The sequence below is a fragment of the Streptomyces sp. MMG1533 genome, from assembly GCF_001279775.1.
GTDB lineage: Bacteria > Actinomycetota > Actinomycetes > Streptomycetales > Streptomycetaceae > Streptomyces.
This window is the reverse complement of the sequence record NZ_LGDG01000274.1, coordinates 20,990-40,521: the sequence shown is the minus strand read 5'-3', so window position 1 is coordinate 40,521 and position 19,532 is coordinate 20,990. Positions and strand designations below refer to the sequence as shown.

Annotated in this window: 19 protein-coding genes; 9 read left to right on the top strand and 10 right to left on the bottom strand. The window is 70.3% G+C overall.

Translation table 11 applies throughout. The annotated features are described in order from the left end of the window. The first annotated feature begins 190 nt into the window (after positions 1-190). The gene (locus tag ADK57_RS42910; protein WP_053755193.1) at positions 191-1,063 is read left to right on the top strand and encodes a sterol desaturase family protein; all 873 of its coding nucleotides are present in this window, start codon (positions 191-193) and stop codon (positions 1,061-1,063) included. Next, a complete protein-coding gene (locus ADK57_RS42905) occupies positions 1,060-1,734 on the top strand; it encodes a lysoplasmalogenase (RefSeq protein WP_053755192.1) in 675 nt (224 codons plus the stop codon). The genes ADK57_RS42910 and ADK57_RS42905 overlap by 4 nt, the downstream gene beginning before the upstream one ends. Before the next feature lie 87 nt (positions 1,735-1,821). Here ADK57_RS42905 and ADK57_RS42900 read toward each other — a convergent pair whose 3' ends face one another. From ADK57_RS42900 to ADK57_RS42885, 4 genes are all read right to left on the bottom strand, one after another. After that, positions 1,822-2,829 (bottom strand): CopD family protein, encoded by a 1,008-nt coding sequence (locus tag ADK57_RS42900; RefSeq protein WP_053755191.1) that lies wholly within the window; start codon positions 2,827-2,829, stop codon positions 1,822-1,824. Positions 2,830-2,929: 100 nt separating this feature from the next. After that, positions 2,930-4,252, bottom strand: coding sequence for a CoA transferase (locus ADK57_RS42895; protein ID WP_053755190.1), 1,323 nt, complete (start codon positions 4,250-4,252; stop codon positions 2,930-2,932). A gap of 92 nt (positions 4,253-4,344) precedes the next feature. After that, positions 4,345-5,913 (bottom strand): S8 family peptidase, encoded by a 1,569-nt coding sequence (locus tag ADK57_RS42890; RefSeq protein ID WP_199830804.1) that lies wholly within the window; start codon positions 5,911-5,913, stop codon positions 4,345-4,347. A gap of 82 nt (positions 5,914-5,995) precedes the next feature. After that, complete coding sequence (locus tag ADK57_RS42885) at positions 5,996-7,525, bottom strand: S8 family serine peptidase (RefSeq protein WP_053755189.1); 1,530 nt, start codon at positions 7,523-7,525, stop codon at positions 5,996-5,998. 253 nt (positions 7,526-7,778) lie between these two features. Between ADK57_RS42885 and ADK57_RS42880 the strand changes: the two genes are divergently transcribed. The 3 genes from ADK57_RS42880 (at position 7,779) to moaA (ending at position 10,898) form a co-directional block, all read left to right on the top strand. Further along, positions 7,779-8,135, top strand: a complete 357-nt coding sequence (locus ADK57_RS42880) for a DUF485 domain-containing protein (RefSeq protein ID WP_053755188.1) — start codon at positions 7,779-7,781, stop codon at positions 8,133-8,135. After that, a complete protein-coding gene (locus tag ADK57_RS42875) occupies positions 8,132-9,751 on the top strand; it encodes a cation acetate symporter (RefSeq protein ID WP_053755187.1) in 1,620 nt (539 codons plus the stop codon). Before ADK57_RS42880 ends, ADK57_RS42875 begins: the two co-directional genes overlap by 4 nt. A gap of 157 nt (positions 9,752-9,908) precedes the next feature. After that, on the top strand, positions 9,909-10,898 hold the full coding sequence (moaA, locus tag ADK57_RS42870; protein ID WP_053755186.1) for a GTP 3',8-cyclase MoaA: 990 nt from the start codon (positions 9,909-9,911) through the stop codon (positions 10,896-10,898). 40 nt (positions 10,899-10,938) lie between these two features. Here the strand turns inward: moaA and ADK57_RS42865 are convergent, their stop codons facing one another. Together ADK57_RS42865 and ADK57_RS42860 are read right to left on the bottom strand one after the other, a co-directional pair. After that, a complete protein-coding gene (locus tag ADK57_RS42865; RefSeq protein ID WP_053755185.1) occupies positions 10,939-11,157 on the bottom strand; it encodes a hypothetical protein in 219 nt (72 codons plus the stop codon). Between the two features lie 243 nt (positions 11,158-11,400). Next, positions 11,401-11,799, bottom strand: coding sequence for a DUF3099 domain-containing protein (locus ADK57_RS42860; protein ID WP_199830803.1), 399 nt, complete (start codon positions 11,797-11,799; stop codon positions 11,401-11,403). A gap of 245 nt (positions 11,800-12,044) precedes the next feature. Here ADK57_RS42860 and ADK57_RS42855 point away from each other — a divergent pair, with 245 nt between their 5' ends. After that, positions 12,045-12,323 carry a GlsB/YeaQ/YmgE family stress response membrane protein gene (locus ADK57_RS42855; protein WP_053755183.1) on the top strand — a complete coding sequence of 93 codons (279 nt, stop codon included), beginning with the start codon at positions 12,045-12,047 and terminating at the stop codon, positions 12,321-12,323. Between the two features lie 58 nt (positions 12,324-12,381). Here the strand turns inward: ADK57_RS42855 and tyrS are convergent, their stop codons facing one another. The 3 genes from tyrS to ADK57_RS42840 are packed head-to-tail and all read right to left on the bottom strand — an operon-like array spanning position 12,382 to position 16,608. Continuing rightward, the gene (tyrS, locus tag ADK57_RS42850) at positions 12,382-13,650 is read right to left on the bottom strand and encodes a tyrosine--tRNA ligase (RefSeq protein ID WP_053755182.1); all 1,269 of its coding nucleotides are present in this window, start codon (positions 13,648-13,650) and stop codon (positions 12,382-12,384) included. A gap of 43 nt (positions 13,651-13,693) precedes the next feature. After that, positions 13,694-15,088 (bottom strand): metallopeptidase TldD-related protein, encoded by a 1,395-nt coding sequence (locus ADK57_RS42845; protein WP_053755181.1) that lies wholly within the window; start codon positions 15,086-15,088, stop codon positions 13,694-13,696. Next, on the bottom strand, positions 15,085-16,608 hold the full coding sequence (locus ADK57_RS42840; RefSeq protein WP_053755180.1) for a TldD/PmbA family protein: 1,524 nt from the start codon (positions 16,606-16,608) through the stop codon (positions 15,085-15,087). Before ADK57_RS42840 ends, ADK57_RS42845 begins: the two co-directional genes overlap by 4 nt. 240 nt (positions 16,609-16,848) lie before the next feature. On the opposite strand from ADK57_RS42840, the gene fabG reads away from it, so the two are divergent. The 3 genes from fabG to ADK57_RS42825 all read left to right on the top strand — a co-directional run bounded on the left by fabG (position 16,849) and on the right by ADK57_RS42825 (position 18,862). Then, positions 16,849-17,568, top strand: coding sequence for a 3-oxoacyl-[acyl-carrier-protein] reductase (gene fabG, locus ADK57_RS42835; RefSeq protein ID WP_053755179.1), 720 nt, complete (start codon positions 16,849-16,851; stop codon positions 17,566-17,568). Between the two features lie 5 nt (positions 17,569-17,573). Beyond that, positions 17,574-18,341: an enoyl-ACP reductase FabI gene (fabI, locus tag ADK57_RS42830; RefSeq protein WP_053755178.1), complete on the top strand. Its 768-nt coding sequence runs from the start codon at positions 17,574-17,576 to the stop codon at positions 18,339-18,341. Between the two features lie 173 nt (positions 18,342-18,514). Continuing rightward, positions 18,515-18,862, top strand: coding sequence for a hypothetical protein (locus ADK57_RS42825; protein WP_053755177.1), 348 nt, complete (start codon positions 18,515-18,517; stop codon positions 18,860-18,862). Here the strand turns inward: ADK57_RS42825 and ADK57_RS42820 are convergent. Then, positions 18,840-19,532 (bottom strand): FadR/GntR family transcriptional regulator, encoded by a 693-nt coding sequence (locus ADK57_RS42820; RefSeq protein ID WP_053755176.1) that lies wholly within the window; start codon positions 19,530-19,532, stop codon positions 18,840-18,842. The genes ADK57_RS42825 and ADK57_RS42820 overlap by 23 nt on opposite strands.

The window sequence follows — 19,532 nt, the reverse complement described above, 5'->3', positions numbered from 1 at the left end:
GTGACGTATGCGGCGGGGGCTCTGGTGGGGGCGGCGGGGGTTTGAGGGTCAGGCGGGGCGGAGCGCGGCATCGTGGGCACGCCCGGTCCGCCTCTTGGTGGAGATCGCCAACAAGCAAGCGCGTACCGTCGGTAATACTTGTGGGTAACAACGTCTAGCCGCGGCCGACCAGCGGTTCTACGGTTCCCACATGCCGAACCTGCCCGATGTCGTGCTGTGGTCGATACCCGCCTTCGTCCTGCTCACCGTGGTCGAGATGATCAGCGTCCGCCTCCATCCCGACGAGGACGCGGCCGGTTACGAGGCCAAGGACGCGGCCACCAGCGTCGGCATGGGGCTCGGGAGCCTGGCCTTCGACTTCCTCTGGAAGATCCCGATCGTCGCCCTCTACACGGCGATCCACGAACTCACCCCGCTGCGGGTGCCCGTGCTGTGGTGGACCGTCCCCCTGATGCTGCTCGGGCAGGACTTCTTCTACTACTGGTCCCACCGCGGCCACCACGTCATCCGCATCCTGTGGGCCTGCCACGTCGTCCACCACTCCAGCCGCAGGTTCAACCTCACCACCGCGCTGCGCCAGCCCTGGACCTCGCTGACCGTCTGGCCGTTCTACGTCCCCCTCGTGGCCGTCGGCGTGCACCCGGCCGCCCTCGCGTTCTGCTCGTCCGCGAACCTCGTCTACCAGTTCTGGATCCACACCGAGCGGATCGACAGGATGCCGCGCTGGTTCGAGTACGTCTTCAACACGCCCTCGCACCACCGGGTGCACCACGCATCCCAAGGCGGCTACCTGGACCGCAACTTCGGCGGCATCCTCATCGTCTGGGACCGGCTCTTCGGATCATTCGTCGCCGAGACCGTGCGGCCCGTCTACGGGTTGACCAAGAACATCAACACGTTCAACCCGCTCAAGGTGGCCACTCATGAGTACGTCGCCATCGTCAAGGACGTGAAGGCGGCGGCCGGTTGGCGCGAGCGGGCGGGGCGGGTCTTCCGGGGGCCGGGGTGGCAGCCGGCGCCCACGCCCGCGCCGGAAGCGGCCGAGGAGACCGTGGTCGCGTGAGCGTCCGCCGTGTCGTCCTCTGCGCCTTCGTCCTGGCCGCCCTCCTCGACCTCGTCTCCCTCGCGGTCGGCCACGACCCGGGGCACACCGTCGCCAAGCCCCTGCTGATGCCGCTGCTGGCTGCCCACGCGGCCCTGTCCGGCGCCCCCCGGCTCCTCCCCGCCGCACTCCTCTTCGGCTGGGGCGGCGACACCCTGCTCCTGTTCGACGCCGAGCCGGCCTTCCTCGCCGGCATGGCCTCCTTCGCCGCCGGCCACATCTGCTATCTCCTCCTCTTCAAGGCGTACGGCAGCGCACGCGCGCGCGGGGGCCTGCTCGTCCCCGTCTACGCCACCGCCCTCGTCGCCACCGTCGCCCTGCTCCGGCCGGACCTGCCTGCCGGTCTTCGCGTCCCCGTCGCCGGCTACAGCCTCCTGCTCACGGCCATGGCGTACGCGGCGGCCACCCGGTTCGGCCTCGTCGCCGGCCTCGGCGGTGCGCTCTTTCTGCTGTCCGACACCCTGATCGCGACCGGCGTCGCAGACTGGCCCCAGCCGCCGCGGCCCGACCTGTGGATCATGCTCACCTATATTGCCGCGCAGTTCCTGCTGGTCACCGGCACACTCGGTGCCCTCGCAGCGCGCCCGGCGCCGGCGGCGACGTACGGTGAGTTGCGCCCGACCACCCCCTGAGTGCACCCGGGAGGCACCGGTCCCGGCCGCGGTGTCATGTTCGACCGGACGTTCACCAACTGCGGCCGACCGAGGCCTTGAAGGGCCTCACCAGCGGATCGGTACCGGCAACGCCGTCAACAGCCCCGACACCGCGACCACCACGCCCAGCGCGACGACCTCCGCGCGCGCGGGCGAGCAGGCGGTCAGCGGGTCGGTGGCGCGGCCGAGCCGGATCCGCGCCCACAGGGCGAGCGCGGCGACGGCGGCCACGAGGAGCACCTTGGCCAGCAGGACGCGCCCGTACGCCGTCGTCGTCAGCTGCTCCAGGACCGTGTCCGACGGCATCCGGCGCAGCGAACTCCACACCCCGGTAGCGGTGATGGCGGCGAGCAGCAAGGCCGCCACGCGCGCGTAGAGCCCCAGCATCGCCGCGCCCGCTTCCGAGGGACCCCAGCACCGCAGCGTCCGCAGGGCGTACAGCAGACCGCCCGTCCACAGTGCCGCGCACGTCAGATGCACCAGCGTCAGCCCGGAGCCGACCAGCTGGCCCTGCTCGGTCGTGGGATGCGCGCGCAGGGCCTCCGCCACCACCACCGCGGCCATCGGCCACACCTGCGTCGCGGGCCGCGCCGAGAGGGCGCACAGCCCGGCCGCGAGGAAGGCGTTGACCTCCACCAGCGCGAGCTTGCCGTCGCGGGACGCGTAGAGGCCGCCGACGTCGATCTCGGCGACGCTGCCCGGCACCAGGTTCCCGGTCGCCACGAACGACGCGAGCCCCAGTGCGGCGACGAAACCGGCCGCGGCCGCACAGGGCGCCCAGCTGCGGGGCGCGGACTCGGGTGCGCCGGGCACGGAACGGACCAGCCGGCGTACGAACAACTCGCCCACCGGCACGCACAGCGCCGCGAGCAGCACGGTACGCAGGAGCCCGACACCGCCGGCGCCGGGCGCGACGGCCTCCCCGGTGTCGTGCAGCGCCGCGGACGGTCCGAGCAGCGGGATCAGCGCGGCCAGCACCACCAGGACCAGGACGGCGACGGCCCGGCCGGTGCCGGGACGCCGTACGGGCTCGCCTGCGTCGGACACCCCGGGCGTGGGTCTTATCAAGGTCACCTCAAGGTCTTCACCAGCCGTCACAGAACCGGGCAAGTCCAGGAAAACAACTGGGCGTACGGCATGCCGCCCATCGGTACGTTTGCGGCCCGACCGTGACTCAGTTCCAGCGCGGGGCGTCCGACCCCCACGGCCCCGGCGGTCGCGCCCAGTCCGCCGGGCCGCCCTCGAAGGAGACCGGCGACAGGGCGTACCGCAACCGCCCGAGCCGACTGTCCGTCTCCGCCAGCCAGGGGCCGGGACCGTCGTACGGGGTGTGCCCGGCGTCCTCCGACTCGATGCCGTTGACCAACCACCGCGCCGTCCGCGCCAGCGCCAGCCGGACAACCCGGCTGCCGCCCTCGCAGGACTGCTCGGCCAGCGCCCGCAGCACGGCCGCCGCCAGCAGATAGCCCGTCCCGTGGTCCAGGGCCTGCGCCGGCAGCGCGCCCGGTTCCGCCACGGAACCCTCGATCGCGGCGATGCCCGTGGCCACCTGGACCAGGCTGTCGAACCCCCGGCGCCCGCCCCACGGCCCGTACGCGCCCCATGCCGACAACTGCGCCACGACCACCCCGGGCCGCCGCTCGGCCAGTGCCTGCGCCGACAGCCCGAACCGGTCCAGCGCACCCGGCCGGTACCCCGTGACGACCACGTCCGCCTGCGCGAGCAACTCCTCGAAGGCACGCCGGTCGGTCACCAGGTCCAGCGCCGTCGACCGCTTCCCGAAGCCCGTGTCGGCGTGCTGGTCGGGGAGTTCGGGCAACCGCGGCGCGTCCACGCGCAGCACGTCCGCCCCCAGCAGGGCGAGCGTGCGGGTGGCGACCGGGCCCGCGATGACCCGGGTCAGGTCCAGGACGCGCAGCCCGGCGGCGGGCAACAAGGGTGCGGCGTCGATCGGGGGCAGGGCACGCGCGCGTGCGGAATCCAGCCGCTCCCGCTCCACCAGCGGCCGCCCGGCCACCGCGGCCCCCTGCTCGTGCGCGGCCCACTCCTCGGGCGTGCGCAGCGCGACGGCGAGGCCGCCGGCCGCGTACACGGCCTCCTCGGCCTCCAGGGCGGACAGCTCGGCGAGCGCCGCCTCGGCGGCCGTCACGGCCCTCTCGTCCTCCGGCACCCCCAACGCCGCCAGCAGCCGCGCCCGGTGATGCGGATAGTTCGCATGCGTGCGCACCCACCCGTCCGCCGTCCGCCAGAACCGCGACAGCGGCGCGAAGGTGACCGGAGCCCGACCGCCGACCAACAGATGCCGCTCGCTCACGAACGCCGTCGCCACGGCCCCGTCGTCCACCCGAACCACGGGCACTTCCGCGAGCCCGGCACGCCGTGCCCCCAGCTCGGCGGCGGCCAGCGCACACGCGCCGACGCAGGCCCGCGCCAACTCCCGTACGGGAAGCCGCCCTTCAAGGGCGTTCTGCCGTGCCACATACGTGATGTCAGTCATGACTGCACTATGCAGTATTGATCCGATCAAGATGAGAAGGGTTCGGGCCGGACGGATCAATCCGCCCGGCCCGAACCGTCAATGCAGGAGCGCTACTTGGTGACCGCGTCCAGCGCGTCCGCGGTACCCCAGCCGTAGAAGCCGTTGCGGTTCTTCGAACCCTCGCAGACGGCGTCGATCTTGCCGTCGTTGTTGATGTCGTACGGGTCCGTGCACGGCGTGGCGTCGGCCTCGGCGTACAGCAGCGCCTTCACCAGGGCCGGAGAGGCGTGCGGGTGCGTCGACTTGATCAGGGCGGCGACGGCCGCGACGTGCGGGCTCGCCATCGACGTACCGGCCATGTAGCCCCACTTGCCGCCGGGCAGCGTGCCCAGGATCAGACCGCTCGTCGCGGGCGGCGCCGGCGTCTGGTAGGCCGTCGAGTCGCCGCCCGGTGCGGCGATGTCGATGACACCCAGACCGTGGTTGGAGAAGGACGACTTGATGCCCTTCGCGCCGGTCGCCGCGACCGTCACGACACCCGGCAGCTGGGTCGGTATGTCGAAGCACTCCGACGGGTCGATCACCCGGTCGGAAGGCGTGGCGTCGTTCGGGGAGACCGGGTCGGTGATCTCGTCGGCCGCGAGGTCGTAGTTCTCGTTGCCGGCCGCCGCGACGTTGACCGTGCCCTTCTTCTCGGCATACCGCGAGGCCCGGGTGACGGCGTCGACGAGCGCCTTCTGGTCCGGGTCGTCCGTGCAGTTGAAGTACCACGGGTCGGTGTAATAGCTGTTGTTCGTGACGTCGACGCCGTGGGTGGCCGCCCACATGAAGCCGCACACCACGGCCTCGGTGTAGAAGTACCCGGCCGTGGTCGACACCTTGATGCCGGCGACCTTCACACCGGGCGCGACGCCCGTCATGCCGACGCCGTTCTTGGCGGCCGCGATCTCACCGGCCACGTGCGTGCCGTGCGGGCTCTCCGACGCGCTCGGCCGCCACGCCCCGTCGGCCGTGTCCGGCTTGCCCGTCACACAGTTGACCGACGCGGCACGGTCGAAGTTCGGCGCGATGTCGGGGTGCGTGTCGTCGACGCCGGTGTCGATCACGGCGACGGTCACCTTGCTGCTGCCGAGGGACTTCTCGTGCGCCTTGTCCGCCTTGATGGCCGGCAGGTCCCACTGCAGCGGCTCCAACGGGTCCTGCCCGGCGGCGGCCCTGGCCTCGGCGGCGGCCACCTCCGTGGCGCTGAGCGCCTTCGGCGTGCCCAGATCGGTCGTCGACTGGGCGGGCAGCGGCGCGTTGCGCGTGTTGCCGGCCGACTCGACGCCCTTCACCTTGCGGATGGTCTTGGCGAAGTCGGCGTTCGACGAGTGGACGACGATCACGCCGATCTGGTCGTACGACGTCACGATCGTGCCGCCGGCCTCGGCGATGGCCTTCTTGATGTGCGCCGAAGGGCCGTGCCCGGGACGGACGTTCACGACGTAGCTCAGTGCGGTGGCGTCGTCCGTGGCCGCGGAGGCGAGGACGTCGTTCACGGCCCCGGTGACGCCGGCCACGGTGCCGGGCACGTCGGCCGCGGACGCGGTGGCGCCCGGCAGGAACGCCAGGGCCGTCGTCAGGGCCATGCCGAGGGGGAGGGCCACCGCGCGGCGGTAGCGCGGGTGAGGCGCTGTCATGGTGTGAGTGTCTCCAGTTCGTTCGCGGTATGAGAGGGACCGTGCGGGAAGTCCGCGGGGGCGAGGTGCCCGGGGATACGGGTCACTTCACCGCGCGCAGGGCGTTGACGATGCCGTGCCCGTAGAAGCCGTTGTTGTACTTGCCGCCCTTGCACACCGCGTCCTGCGTGCCGTTGCCGTCCTGGTCGTACGACTCCGGGCAGGCCGTGGCGTCCGCCTGTGCCTTGAGCAGCACCTGGAGCTGGGCCGAAGTCGCCTTCGGATGCGTCGACTTCAGCAGCGCGGCGACGCCCGCGGCATGCGGGGAAGCCATCGACGTGCCCTGGAGGAAGGCGTACTGGCCGTTCGGCATGGTGGACAGGATGCGGCCGTTCTTCGACGGCGTGTCCGGGATCTGGTAGAGCCGGTCTCCGCCCGGCGCGGCGACGTCGATGACGCCCTTGCCGTACGTCGAGTAGTACGACTTGAGGTTCTGGACGCCCGTCGCGCTGACCGTGACGACACCCGGCAGCTGCGTCGGCACGTCGAAGCACTCGTGCGGGTCGACGGTCCGCTCGACCGGCGTGGAGTCGTCGGGGCTGGTGGCGTCGACGATCGCGTCGGAGTCCAGGTCGTGGTTGGAGTTGCCCGCCGAGGCGAGGTTGAGCAGACCCTTCTTCTGCGCGTACAGCTGCGCCCTGTTGACCGCGTCGACGATGGCCCGCTGGTCCGGGTCGTCCATGCAGTTGTACAGCCACGGATCAACGTAGTAGCTGTTGTTCGTGATCTCGACGCCGTGGTCGGCGGCGAACACGAAGGCGCACACGACGCTCTCCGGGTAGAAGAGGCCGTTGTCGGGGTCGCTCACCTTGATGCCGGAGACCTTGACGCCCGGGGCGACACCGGCGACACCGATGCCGTTGCGGGCCGCGGCGATCTCACCGGCCACGTGCGTGCCGTGGTAGTCGTCCGCCGTGTACGGGCGCCAGGCGCCCTCACTGGTGTCCGCGACACCGCCGACGCAGTTGGCCGACTGGGACGCGGAGAAGTTCGGGGCGAGGTCCGGGTGGGTGTCGTCGACGCCGGTGTCGATCACGGCGACGGTCACCTTGCTGCTGCCCGGGTTGATCTTGGCGGCCTTGTCGGCGCCGATCGCCCTCAGGTCCCACTGATCGGCCTCGAGGGGCTCGCTGTCGGGCGTCGCCGCGGACGCGCTCTCGACCTTCGCGGCCTGCTCCTGCGACAGGAACTGCGCCGAGCCCTCGTCCGTGGAGCCCGCGGCGGTCAGCGGCGTGGTGCGCGTGACACCCGCCGACTGCACCCCGCGCACCGTGCGTATCTCCTTGCCGAAGTCCGGGTTCGACGAGTGGACGACGATCACGCCGATCTTCTCGTACGTGATGACGACGGTGCCGCCGGCCGCGGGCACCGCCTTCTTCACCGCTTCGATCGTGCGGCGGTCCAGCTTGGTGTTGACGACGTACGCCAGGTTGGGCGCGTCCACCGCCTGCGCTGCGGGCTCCGCCTGCGGGGCGGCCGACGCGGCCGCGGGCAGGAATCCGAGCGAGGCCGTCAGCGACAGCACGACGGGCACGGCGAGGGCGAGGCGGCGTCTGGAACGCAGATGAGGCATGGGGTCTCCACATCATCCGGAAACGAAACAGCCCGAGGCACAGGTGGTGCTCGGGCAGGTACATGACGGGTGGTGCAGGGCCGAAGCTATCTCCCGAAGTTGCTGGCCAGCAATGACTTACCCGAAGTGACTTCGGAAAGAAGCACGCGTTGTTGAACCGGGGCTTGCGCGCCGCCGTGACCTTGGACAGGGAACGCGAGGACACTCGCCCCCGATCCCCGTCACAACCGCATCCGCAACGCGAGGAGACTCCGTGGCCACCGACGCACCGCCCCCCTCGAAAGAGCAACACAAACTCCCCTCACCCGAGGAGTTCAGCGAGGTGGCTCAGAGCGCGGAGTTCGGTGAACTGCGCCGCTCCTACCGCTCCTTCGCCTTTCCGCTGACCGTCGGCTTCATCGCCTGGTACCTGCTGTACGTCCTGCTGTCGAACTACGCGGGCGACTTCATGGGCACCAAGCTCTTCGGGAACATCAACGTCGCCTTCGTCTTCGGCATCGCCCAGTTCCTCACCACGTTCCTCATCGCCTGGTGGTACTCGCGGCACGCCGCCGCGAAGCTCGACCCCAAGGCCGAGGCCATCAAGTCCCGAATGGAGGGCGGCGCATGAGCCCCGCGATCACCCTGGCTGCCGGCGAGGCCAGCGAGCACCGGCCACTGATCATCTCCCTGTTCGCGGTGTTCGTCGTCGCGACCCTCGTCATCACCGTCTGGGCGGGCCGCCAGACCAAGGACGCCGCCGACTTCTACGCGGGCGGACGGCAGTTCAGCGCCTTCCAGAACGGCCTTGCGGTCTCCGGCGACTACATGTCGGCCGCGTCCTTCCTCGGCATCGCCGGCGCCATCGCCCTCTTCGGCTACGACGGCTTCCTGTACTCCATCGGCTTCCTGGTCGCCTGGCTGGTGGCACTGCTCCTGGTGGCGGAACCCCTGCGCAACTCCGGCCGCTACACCATGGGTGACGTCCTGGCGTACCGCATGCGCCAGCGCCCGGTCCGTACGGCGGCCGGTACCTCCACGATCGTCGTCTCGATCTTCTACCTGCTGGCCCAGATGGCGGGCGCGGGCGTGCTCGTCTCGCTGCTGCTCGGCATCACGTCCGACACCGGCAAGATCCTCATCGTCGCCCTCGTCGGCGTCCTGATGATCGTGTACGTCTCCATCGGCGGCATGAAGGGCACCACCTGGGTCCAGATGGTCAAGGCCGTGCTGCTCATCAGCGGCACCATCCTGATCACCTTCCTGGTGCTGCTGAAGTTCAACTTCAACATCTCCGACCTGCTGGGCACGGCCGCCGAGAACAGCGGCAAGGGCTCCGCCTTCCTGGAGCCCGGCCTCCAGTACGGCGCCACCGGCACCACCAAGCTGGACTTCATCTCCCTCGGCATCGCCCTGGTGCTCGGCACCGCCGGCCTTCCGCACATCCTGATCCGCTTCTACACGGTGCCCAACGCCAAGGCCGCCCGGAAGTCCGTGAACTGGGCCATCGGCATCATCGGCGGCTTCTACCTGATGACCATCGCCCTCGGCTTCGGCGCCGCGGCGCTCATCTCGCAGGACGAGATCATCGCGTCCAACCCGTCCGGCAACACGGCGGCACCGCTGCTCGCCCTCCACCTCGGCGGCGTCGACTCCGCCTGGGGAGCGATCCTGCTCGCCACGATCTCGGCGGTGGCCTTCGCGACGATCCTCGCCGTGGTCGCCGGCCTCACCCTGGCCTCGTCGTCCTCCTTCGCGCACGACATCTACGCCAACGTCATCCGCAAGGGGAAGGCCACCGAGAAGGAGGAGGTCAGGGCGGCCCGTCTGGCGACCATCGGCATCGGTGCGGTCTCCATCCTCCTGGGCGCCCTCGCCCGCGACCTGAACGTCGCCGGCCTCGTCGCCCTCGCCTTCGCGGTCGCGGCCTCCGCCAACCTGCCGACGATCCTCTACAGCCTGTTCTGGAAGCGGTTCACCACCCAGGGCGCCCTGTGGTCGATCTACGGCGGTCTCGTCGTCGCCGTCGGCCTGGTGCTGTTCTCACCCGTCGTCTCCGGCGACCCCAAGGCGATGTTCCCCGACGTCGACTTCGCCTGGTTCCCGCTGAAGAACCCCGGCATCATCTCGATCCCGTTCGGCTTCGTGATGGGCTGGCTCGGCACGATCCTCTCCAAGGAGGAGCCGGACATCGCCAAGTACGCGGAGCTGGAGGTACGGTCCCTGACCGGCACCGGCGCGCACTGAGTCCCACCCGAGTTCGCCCCCTGAGCGGCCGCGTCGTAGATCCCTACGACGCGGCCGCGTCTTATCTCGTGGGATCGGGCCCTGTTGATGTCAGTGGGGTCGCGTAGGCTCGCAGGTGTCGGAAAATGACGGAGCCGCGACGAGGGAGGGGGCCCACGTGCTCATCGACACCTACGGCCGGGTGGCCACCGACCTGAGAGTCTCGCTGACCGACCGCTGCAACCTGCGCTGCACCTACTGCATGCCCGAGGAGGGTCTGCAGTGGCTCGCCAAGCCCGACCTGCTCACGGACGACGAGATCGTGCGGCTGATCGACATCGCCGTCACCTCCCTGGGCATCAGGGAAGTCCGCTTCACCGGCGGTGAGCCCCTGCTGCGCCCCGGCCTGGTCGGCATCGTCGAGCGCGTCGCGGCCCTCGAGCCCCGCCCCCAGATGTCCCTGACCACCAACGGCATCGGCCTCAAGCGCACCGCGGCGGCCCTGAAGGCGGCGGGCCTGGACCGGGTCAACGTCTCCCTGGACACCCTCCGCCCGGACGTCTTCAAGACCCTCACCCGTCGCGACCGCCACCAGGACGTCATCGCCGGCCTGGAGGCCGCCCGCGACGCCGCTCTGACGCCGGTGAAGGTCAACTCGGTCCTGATGCCGGGGCTGAACGAGGACGAGGCCCCGGACCTGCTGGCCTGGGCGGTGGAGCACGACTACGAACTGCGGTTCATCGAGCAGATGCCCCTGGACGCCCAGCACGGCTGGAAGCGCGACGGCATGATCACGGCAGGAGACATCCTGGCGTCCCTCCGCACCCGCTTCGAGCTCACCGAAGAGGGCTCCGACGAGCGCGGCTCGGCCCCCGCCGAGCGCTGGCTCGTCAACGGCGGCCCGCACCGCGTCGGTGTCATCGCCTCCGTCACCCGCCCGTTCTGCGCGGCCTGCGACCGCACCCGCCTGACGGCCGACGGCCAGATACGCACCTGCCTGTTCGCCACCGAGGAGACCGACCTGCGCGCCGCCCTGCGCTCCGACGCCCCCGACGAGGAGATCGCCCGCATCTGGCGCCTGGCCATGTGGGGCAAGAAGGCGGGCTCGGGCCTGGACGACCCGAAGTTCCTGCAGCCGGACCGGCCGATGTCGGCGATCGGCGGCTAGGGGGCGCGGGCCGGGTCCGTCCGGCGGCGGCGAACAGACCCTAGGAGGCTTCGGAGGACTCCCACTCCGACAGGAGGACCACGTCCTTCAGGAACCCCCGCACCCCGAGGAACTGTGACAGGTGCTCCCGGTGCTCCTCGCACGCGAGCCACGTCTTGCGCCGCTCCGGCGTATGGATCTTCGGGTTGTTCCACGCCAGCACCCATACGGCGTCGGCTCGACAGCCCTTGGCGGAACAGATCGGGGTTTCGTCACTCACTGGTTCGTCTCACAGATGCATCAAAAAGGCGACGCCGAGCAGCCACGGGGGGAGCTGCCCGGCGTCGGTCCGTCGCTCCGACGGGGGATGCGGAGCGCCTACGAAGTATGTCACGGGTAACCCGTCGCCCGGCACTGGAACAACATGATTGATCTGAGCTTTTCTTGAGCTTGGCGAGGGCCTGACTTCCGGTTGTGACCCGCCCTTCGGCGTCGCTTCACCGTCCGTCGGCGACGCGCATGATCAGGCCCGTTCGTGCGGTTCGTGCCGCGGACCCGACGCCGGGTCGGCCACGACGTCTTCCGGGACGGGTTCCGCGAAGCCGTCGTCCGCACGAGGCGGAGTGATCATCGGCCGGGTGGGCGCGGCCACGAACGTCGACGGGAGCGACGGCGCGTTCTCCCGCCCGGCGTTGGCGATCACCACGGCGACATAGGGGAGGACCGCCCCGAGCACCAGGGCGACGATCGCGACGTGCCGTTCCACGTTCCACAGCGACACCGCGAGGATCACCGACAGCGTACGGACCGTCATCGAGATGACGTACCTGCGCTGCCGTCCGCGCACGTCTTCCTGGAGGCTCGTCCGGGCTCCGGTGATCCGGAACACCTGGACGTTGCCGCCGCCATGTTGCTTCCGCATCACATTCCACCATCCGCCCGCATCGGACTCTCCCCGCCCCGCACCCGGTCCGCCCCCGGTCGGGGAACGGGACCCGGACATCACCCACGTTACGCCGGGCCTGCGCCGCCTTCGAGACCGGGGCACATCCAACCAGGACGAACGCTCTCGGCCGTAGCGCGTACGGCCGCACCCGGCATGCACCGTAGGGCGACCGGGCCGACACTGGGCGTAATGCTCACGTCGAGCCGTACGAGGAGGCAGCCATGGGCTGGTTGTGGGCCATCATTGTGGGATTCGTACTGGGCCTGATCGCGAAGGCGATCATCCCGGGCAAGCAGCACAGCCCCCTCTGGCTGACCACGATCTTCGGCATCCTCGGCGCGATCGTCGGCAACGCCGTCGCCCGTGCCGCCGGCGTCGAAGCCACCTCCGGGATCGACTGGATGCGGCATCTGTTCCAGCTCATCGCCGCGGTCGTCATCGTCTTCCTGGGCGACATGATGTACATGGCGACACTCGGCCGCAACAAGCAGCGAACCTGAGGGCAGGCACGGCGAAGGGGGCGGCCTCCCACACGGGAAGCCGCCCCCTTCGGTGTCTCTAGGAACCCGTGACCTCGACCGCCGCCAGGTTCTTCTTGCCCCGGCGCAGCACCAGCCAGCGCCCGTGCAGCAGGTCCTCCTTGGCGGGGACGGCGTCCTCCGCGGCGACCTTCGCGTTGTTCACGTAGGCGCCGCCCTCCTTGACCGTGCGGCGCGCGGCCGACTTGCTGGCCACGAGGCCGACCTCGGCGAACAGGTCGACGACCGGGCCGAGTTCGGCGACCTGGATGTGCGGCACCTCGGACAGGGCCGCGGCCAGCGTCTTGTCGTCGAGATGCGCCAGCTCGCCCTGGCCGAAGAGGGCCTTCGACGCGGCGATCACAGCGGCCGTCTGGTCGGCGCCGTGCACCAGCGTCGTCAGTTCCTCCGCCAGTGCGCGCTGGGCGGCACGGGCCTGCGGACGCTCCTCGGTCTGCTTCTCCAACTCCTCGATCTCCTCGCGGGAGCGGAAGCTGAAGATGCGCAGGAACTTGGAGACGTCCCGGTCGTCCGCGTTCAGCCAGAACTGGTAGAAGGCGTACGGCGTGGTCATCTCGGGGTCGAGCCAGACCGTGCCGGTCTCCGTCTTGCCGAACTTGGTGCCGTCCGCCTTGGTGATCAGCGGCGTGCCCAGGGCGTGCACCACGGCGTCGGGCTCGACCCGGTGGATCAGGTCGGTGCCCGAGGTGAGGTTGCCCCACTGGTCGCTGCCGCCGGTCTGCAGCGTGCAGCCGTACCTCCGGTACAGCTCCAGGAAGTCCATGCTCTGCAGGATCTGGTAGCTGAACTCCGTGTAGCTGATGCCCGCGTCGGAGTTGAGCCGCCGGGCGACGGCCTCCTTCGCGATCATCTTGTTGACCCGGAAGTGCTTGCCCACGTCACGCAGGAACTCGATGGCCGACAGACCCTGGGTCCAGTCCAGGTTGTTGACCATCACCGCGGCGTTCGGACCCTCGAAGTCCAGCAGGGGCTGGATCTGCCCGCGCAGCCGCTCGACCCACTGGGCCACGACCTCCGGAGCGTTCAGCGTGCGCTCCGAGTCCGGCTTCGGGTCGCCGATCAGGCCGGTGGCGCCGCCGACCAGGCCCAGCGGACGGTTGCCCGCCTGCTGGATCCGGCGCATCGTGAGGATCTGTACGAGGTTGCCGAGATGCAGGCTGGGCGCGGTCGGGTCGAAGCCGCAATAGAACGTGACGGGACCGTCCGCGAACGCCTTGCGCAATGCGTCCTCGTCAGTGGAGAGGGCGAGCAGCCCGCGCCACTTCAGTTCGTCGACGATGTCCGTCACGGTTCTCGTATCTCCTTGGGTTCGCTCGTAATCAGGTACGAGGTTATACGCCCTGACTGACAGAGCTCATATTGAAGTCCGGCACCCTCAGGGCCGGCATCGCAGCCCTAGTGAACCAGTCGCTCCACTCCCTCGGCAGCGTCTTTTCCGTGCGCCCGGCCTCGGCGGCCCGGCCCAGCAGGTCGACCGGCGACTCGTTGAACCGGAAGTTGTTGACCTCGCCGCTCACCTCGCCGTTCTCGACGAGATAGACGCCGTCCCGGGTCAGACCGGTGAGCAGCAGCGTCGCCGGGTCGACCTCGCGGATGTACCAGAGGCAGGTCAGCAGCAGACCGCGCTCGGTGGCGGCGACCATCTCCTCCAGGGACCGGTCCTCGCCCCCGTCCAGGATCAGGTTGTCGATGCCCGGCGCCACCGGCAGCCCGGTCAGCTCCGCGCTGTGCCGGCTGGTCAGCAGATTGCTCAGCTCGCCCTCGCGCACCCACTCGGTGGCGGTCAGCGGCAGCCCGTTGTCGAACACCGACTGGTCGCCCCCGGAGGAGTGCGCGAGCACGAAGGGGGCCGACTCCAGGCCCGGCGCGTTCGGGTCGCTGCGCAGGGTCAGCGGCAGGTCGGTGAGCTTCTCGCCCACGCGCGTGCCGCCGCCCGGCTTGGAGAACACCGTGCGGCCCTCCGCCGCGTCGCGGCCCGACGCCGACCACATCTGGTAGATCAGCAGGTCCGCCACGGCGGTCGGCGGCAGCAGTGTCTCGTACCGCCCGGCGGGCAGTTCGATACGGCGCTCCGCCCAGCCGAGGCGTACGGCCAGCTCGGCGTCCAGCGCCGCCGGGTCGACGTCCTTGAAGTCCCGGGTGGAGCGGCCCGCCCAGGCCGAGCGGGTACGGTCCGGCGACTTGGCGTTCAGCTCCAGCGTCCCGTTGGGCTGGTCGTGACGCAGGCGCAACCCCGTCGACGTGCCGAGGTAGCTGGAGACCAGCTCGTGGTTGGCGAAGCCGTACAGCTCGCGTCCGCCCGCACGCGCGCGTGCGAATGCCTCACCGAGCGCCGGAGCGAAGTCGGCGAACACGGCGGAGGACGTCTCGGCGGGCGCGTCCGTGAAGTCGGGTGCCTGAGGCACGCCGGTGACCAGCGGCCGGGCGTCCTCGGCGGGCTGGGCACCGCGCGCGGCGGCCTCGGCGGCCCGCACCAGGGGCTCCAGCTCGTCCGCGGTCACGGCCGACCGCGAGACGACACCGGAGGCCGTGCCCTCCTTGCCGTCGACGGTCGCGATGACGGTGAGGGTACGGCCGCGGGTGACGCCGTTCGTGGTGAGCGCGTTGCCCGCCCAGCGCAGGTTGGCGGTCGACTGCTCGTCGGCGATGACCACACAGCCGTCGGCGCGGGACAGTGCGAGGGCCTGCTCGACGATCTCGTGCGGCTTGTTCGTACGAGGGCTCATCGACCGGCCTCCTGCGTGGTGTTCAGAATGTTGACGCCCTTGAAGAGGGCCGACGGGCAGCCGTGCGAGACCGCCGCGACCTGGCCCGGCTGGGCCTTGCCGCAGTTGAAGGCACCGCCCAGTACGTACGTCTGCGGGCCGCCGACCGCGGCCATCGAGCCCCAGAAGTCGGTGGTCGTCGCCTGATAGGCGACGTCCCGCAGCTGCCCGGTGATCCGCCCGTTCTCGATCTTGAAGAACCGCTGCCCGGTGAACTGGAAGTTGTAGCGCTGCATGTCGATCGACCAGGAGCGGTCGCCGACGACGTAGATCCCGCGGTCCACGCTCCCGACGAGGTCCTCGGTCGACATCCCGGCCGGGTCCGGCTGCAGGGACACGTTGGCCATGCGCTGCACGGGCACATGCCCGGGGGAGTCGGCGAAGGCGCACCCGTTGGACCGCTCGAACCCGGTCAGCCGCGCGATCCGCCGGTCCAGCTGGTAGCCGACCAGGGTGCCGTTCTTCACCAGGTCCCAGGACTGTCCCTCGACGCCCTCGTCGTCGTACCCGACGGTCGCCAGACCGTGTTCGGCGGTGCGGTCACCGGTGACGTTCATCAGCTCGGAGCCGTACCTCAGCTTGCCCAGCTGGTCGAAGGTGGCGAAGGAGGTGCCGGCGTAGGCGGCCTCGTAGCCGAGCGCCCGGTCCAGCTCGGTGGCGTGCCCGATGGACTCGTGGATGGTCAGCCACAGGTTGGAGGGATCGACGACGAGGTCGTAGACGCCGGCCTCGACGCTGGGCGCCCGCATCTTCTCGGCGAGCAGTTCCGGGATCCGCTCCAGCTCCGCGTCCCAGTCCCAGCCGGTGCCGGTCAGGTACTCCCAACCGCGCCCGACGGGCGGCGCGATGGTCCGCATGGAATCGAACTCGCCGCTCGACTCGTCGACGGACACGGCGGTCAGCTGCGGGTGCAGCCGTACCCGCTGCTGCGTCGTCACCGTCCCGGCCGTGTCGGCGTAGAACTTGTTCTCATGGACGGTGAGCAGCGAGGCGTCCACATGATTCACGCCGTCCGCCGCAAGCAGCCGCGCGCTCCACTCGGCCAGCAGCGCCGACTTCTCCTCGTCGGGCACGGCGAACGGATCGATCTCGTACGACGAGATCCACGTCTTCTCGGTGTGCACGGGCTCGTCCGCCAGCTCCACCCGTTCGTCCGACCCGGCCGCCTTGATCACCTGGGCGGACAGCTTCGCCATCTGCACCGCCTGCGAGGCGACCTTGGCGGCGGCGTCCAGCGTCAGGTCCACGCCCGATGCGAAACCCCACGTCCCGCCGTGCACGACCCGCACCGCGTACCCGAGATCGGTGGTGTCCGACGTCCCGGAAGGCTTCGCGTCCCGCAGCCGCCAGGACGCACTGCGCACCCGCTCGAACCGGAAGTCCGCGTGCTCCGCGCCCAGCGCACGCGCGCGTGCCAGCGCGGCGTCGGCCAAGGGACGTAGTGGAAGCGCCGTGAAGGCTTCGTCGATCGTATGAGGCACGGAGGTCTCCCTGGTGTCGTGGCCTGTCGGCTCCGATCATGTCGCGCGCGCGGGGCCGCGGACCATACGTTTCCGGCGGAGTTCCGCAACTTTCTGTAGGGACCCGACAGTGGGTGCGGTAAGCCACTGTGGATGCCCGATTGTCCGCGAGAGGGCCGGGACCGATAGGTTTTCGAGGAAGCCGCCTGTCATCCAGGTGTCCGGGCGGGTATGTCAGACCGCTATCGAAAGGGTGATCCGTTGAGCCGCTCGGTTCTCGTCACCGGAGGCAACCGGGGCATCGGCCTCGCCATCGCCCGTGCGTTCGCCGACGCCGGCGACAAGGTCGCCATCACGTACCGCTCGGGCGAGCCGCCGGCCGCCCTGACGGAATTGGGCTGCCTGGCCGTCAAGTGCGACATCACCGACACCGAGCAGGTGGAGCAGGCCTACAAGGAGATCGAGGCCGAGCACGGCCCGGTCGAGGTGCTGATCGCCAACGCCGGCATCACCAAGGACCAGCTCCTGATGCGCATGTCCGAGGAGGACTTCACCTCGGTCATCGACACCAACCTCACCGGCACCTTCCGGGTCGTCAAGCGCGCCAACCGCGGCATGCTGCGCGCCAAGAAGGGCCGCGTCGTGCTGATCTCGTCGGTCGTCGGGCTGTACGGCGGCCCCGGCCAGGCGAACTACGCCGCCTCCAAGGCCGCCCTGGTCGGCTTCGCGCGCTCGCTCGCCCGTGAGCTCGGCTCGCGGAACATCACCTTCAACGTCGTCGCGCCCGGCTTCGTGGACACCGACATGACCAAGGTGCTCACCGACGAGCAGCGCGAGGGCATCGTGAAGCAGGTGCCGCTCGGGCGGTACGCGCAGCCCGAGGAGATCGCCGCGACGGTGCGGTTCCTCGCCTCGGACGACGCCTCGTACATCACTGGAGCCGTCATCCCCGTTGACGGCGGACTGGGAATGGGTCACTGAACACCATGAGCGGAATTCTCGAGGGCAAGCGCGTCCTGATCACCGGTGTGCTGATGGAGTCCTCCATCGCCTTCCACACCGCGAAGCTGGCCCAGGAGCAGGGCGCCGAGATCATCCTGACGGCCTTCCCGCGGCCCACGCTGACCGAGCGCATCGCCAAGAAGCTCCCGAAGCCCACCAAGGTCATCGAGCTCGACGTCAGCAACGACGAACACCTCGGGCGCCTGGCCGACCTGGTCGGCGAGGAGCTGGGCGGGCTGGACGGTGTCGTGCACTCCATCGGCTTCGCCCCGCAGGACGCCCTCGGTGGCAACTTCCTCAACACGCCGTTCGAGTCCGTGGCCACCGCCATGCACGTTTCGGCGTTCTCCCTGAAGTCGCTGACCATGGCCTGCCTGCCGCTGATGCAGAACGGCGGCTCGGTCGTGGGCCTCACCTTCGACGCCCAGTACGCCTGGCCGCAGTACGACTGGATGGGCCCGGCCAAGGCCGCCCTGGAGGCCACCAGCCGCTACATGGCGCGCGACCTGGGCAAGCAGAACATCCGCTGCAACCTCATCTCCGCGGGCCCCATCGGCTCGATGGCCGCCAAGTCCATCCCGGGCTTCGCCGAGCTGGCCTCCGTGTGGGACACCCGCGCTCCCCTGGAGTGGGACCTCAAGGACCCGGAGCCGGCCGGCAAGGGCGTCGTCGCGCTGCTGAGCGACTGGTTCCCCAAGACCACGGGCGAGATCATCCACGTGGACGGCGGTCTGCACGCCATCGGTGCGTGACGCTGCCGCTGTGGCTCGAGTGATGGGTGTGGGCCCGCGTCCTTTCGAGGGCGGGCCCACACCCATCACTCGTTCGGCCTACCCGGCCGGGCGGGCGGGGGCCGCAACTGCGCACTCTGGATTACGCGTTCACCACACGCTCCCTCCCCAGCCCGGCCGAGGAGGTCCCCCTTGTGCGCCTGTCCCGCAGCCTGGCCTCAGCGACCGCCGTCTGTCTCGTGCTGTCCCTGCCGTACGACGCGAAGCCGCACGCACGCGTGGAGGGACGGCAGGCCGCCGCTCCGGAGCCGTTCGGGGCCGCGTGCAGCAGCCGCGTCACCGGCTCCCACGTGATCGCGTACTGCCACAACCCGTATCCGCGGCCCGACGACGTCAGTCTGCACATCGAGTGCGACCGCTGGTGGGACGTCGACAGTGACGGCACCCCGGTCGAGGCCGGGCCCGCGCAGACGGTGCGCCTGACCGGCCGCTGCTGGAAAGAGGTCCGCTCGGTGTGGGTCAGCCACCGGAAGGGGCGTTGAACCGCCCCGGGCGGCACAGGAACGGATAGCTCGCGGCCTCCTGGGCGGCCGCCGCCGTGTCGCCCGTGCGGATCGCGTCGACGAGCCGCGCGTGGTCCATGTGCGTCTCCGGCGTCAGCTCCTCGCCGATGTCCTCGCGCAGCCAGTCCCGCAGCACCTCGCCCAGGTCCGCGTACATCGCGGTCATCACGTCGTTGTGCGAGGCGGCCACCACCGCCAGGTGGAAGGTCGCGTCCGCCGTCACGAACGCCTCGGCGTCGCCCGACTCCCATGCCTCCTCACGGCGCACGAGGAGCGCGTCCAGCTGCTTGAGGTCCTTCTCCGTGCGCCGCTCGGCGGCCAGCCTGGCGGCGGCCGACTCCAGCGTGGAGCGCAGCTCGGCGATGTGCCGCGGGTCCGCGTCGGCGAAACGGTGGTGCATCACGCCGGCCAGCTCACTCGTCGCCACGACGTACGTGCCGGAGCCCTGGCGGATGTCCAGCAGGCCGTTGTGCGCGAGCGCCCGGACGGCCTCGCGGACGGTGTTGCGGGCGACGCCGAGCTGCTCGACCAGCTCGGGCTCCGTCGGGATCCGGGCGCCGACCGGCCACTCGCCCGAGGTGATCTGGGTGCGCAGAGCGGCGATGACCTGCTCGGACAGTGCCGACCGACGGGGATGGCTCAGGGGCAT

What these genes read in the sequence shown, in the direction of transcription:
- ADK57_RS42860 (WP_199830803.1), bottom strand. Translation starts at nt 11,799, where the DNA reads ATGCGGAAGCAACATGGCGGCGGCAACGTCCAGGTGTTCCGGATCACC.
- ADK57_RS42855 (WP_053755183.1), top strand. Translation starts at nt 12,045, where the DNA reads ATGGGCTGGTTGTGGGCCATCATTGTGGGATTCGTACTGGGCCTGATC.
- ADK57_RS42885 (WP_053755189.1), bottom strand. Translation starts at nt 7,525, where the DNA reads ATGCCTCATCTGCGTTCCAGACGCCGCCTCGCCCTCGCCGTGCCCGTC.
- ADK57_RS42895 (WP_053755190.1), bottom strand. Translation starts at nt 4,252, where the DNA reads ATGACTGACATCACGTATGTGGCACGGCAGAACGCCCTTGAAGGGCGG.
- ADK57_RS42890 (WP_199830804.1), bottom strand. Translation starts at nt 5,913, where the DNA reads ATGACAGCGCCTCACCCGCGCTACCGCCGCGCGGTGGCCCTCCCCCTC.
- ADK57_RS42845 (WP_053755181.1), bottom strand. Translation starts at nt 15,088, where the DNA reads ATGAGCCCTCGTACGAACAAGCCGCACGAGATCGTCGAGCAGGCCCTC.
- ADK57_RS42875 (WP_053755187.1), top strand. Translation starts at nt 8,132, where the DNA reads ATGAGCCCCGCGATCACCCTGGCTGCCGGCGAGGCCAGCGAGCACCGG.
- ADK57_RS42820 (WP_053755176.1), bottom strand. Translation starts at nt 19,532, where the DNA reads ATGCCCCTGAGCCATCCCCGTCGGTCGGCACTGTCCGAGCAGGTCATC.
- ADK57_RS42910 (WP_053755193.1), top strand. Translation starts at nt 191, where the DNA reads ATGCCGAACCTGCCCGATGTCGTGCTGTGGTCGATACCCGCCTTCGTC.
- fabI (WP_053755178.1), top strand. Translation starts at nt 17,574, where the DNA reads ATGAGCGGAATTCTCGAGGGCAAGCGCGTCCTGATCACCGGTGTGCTG.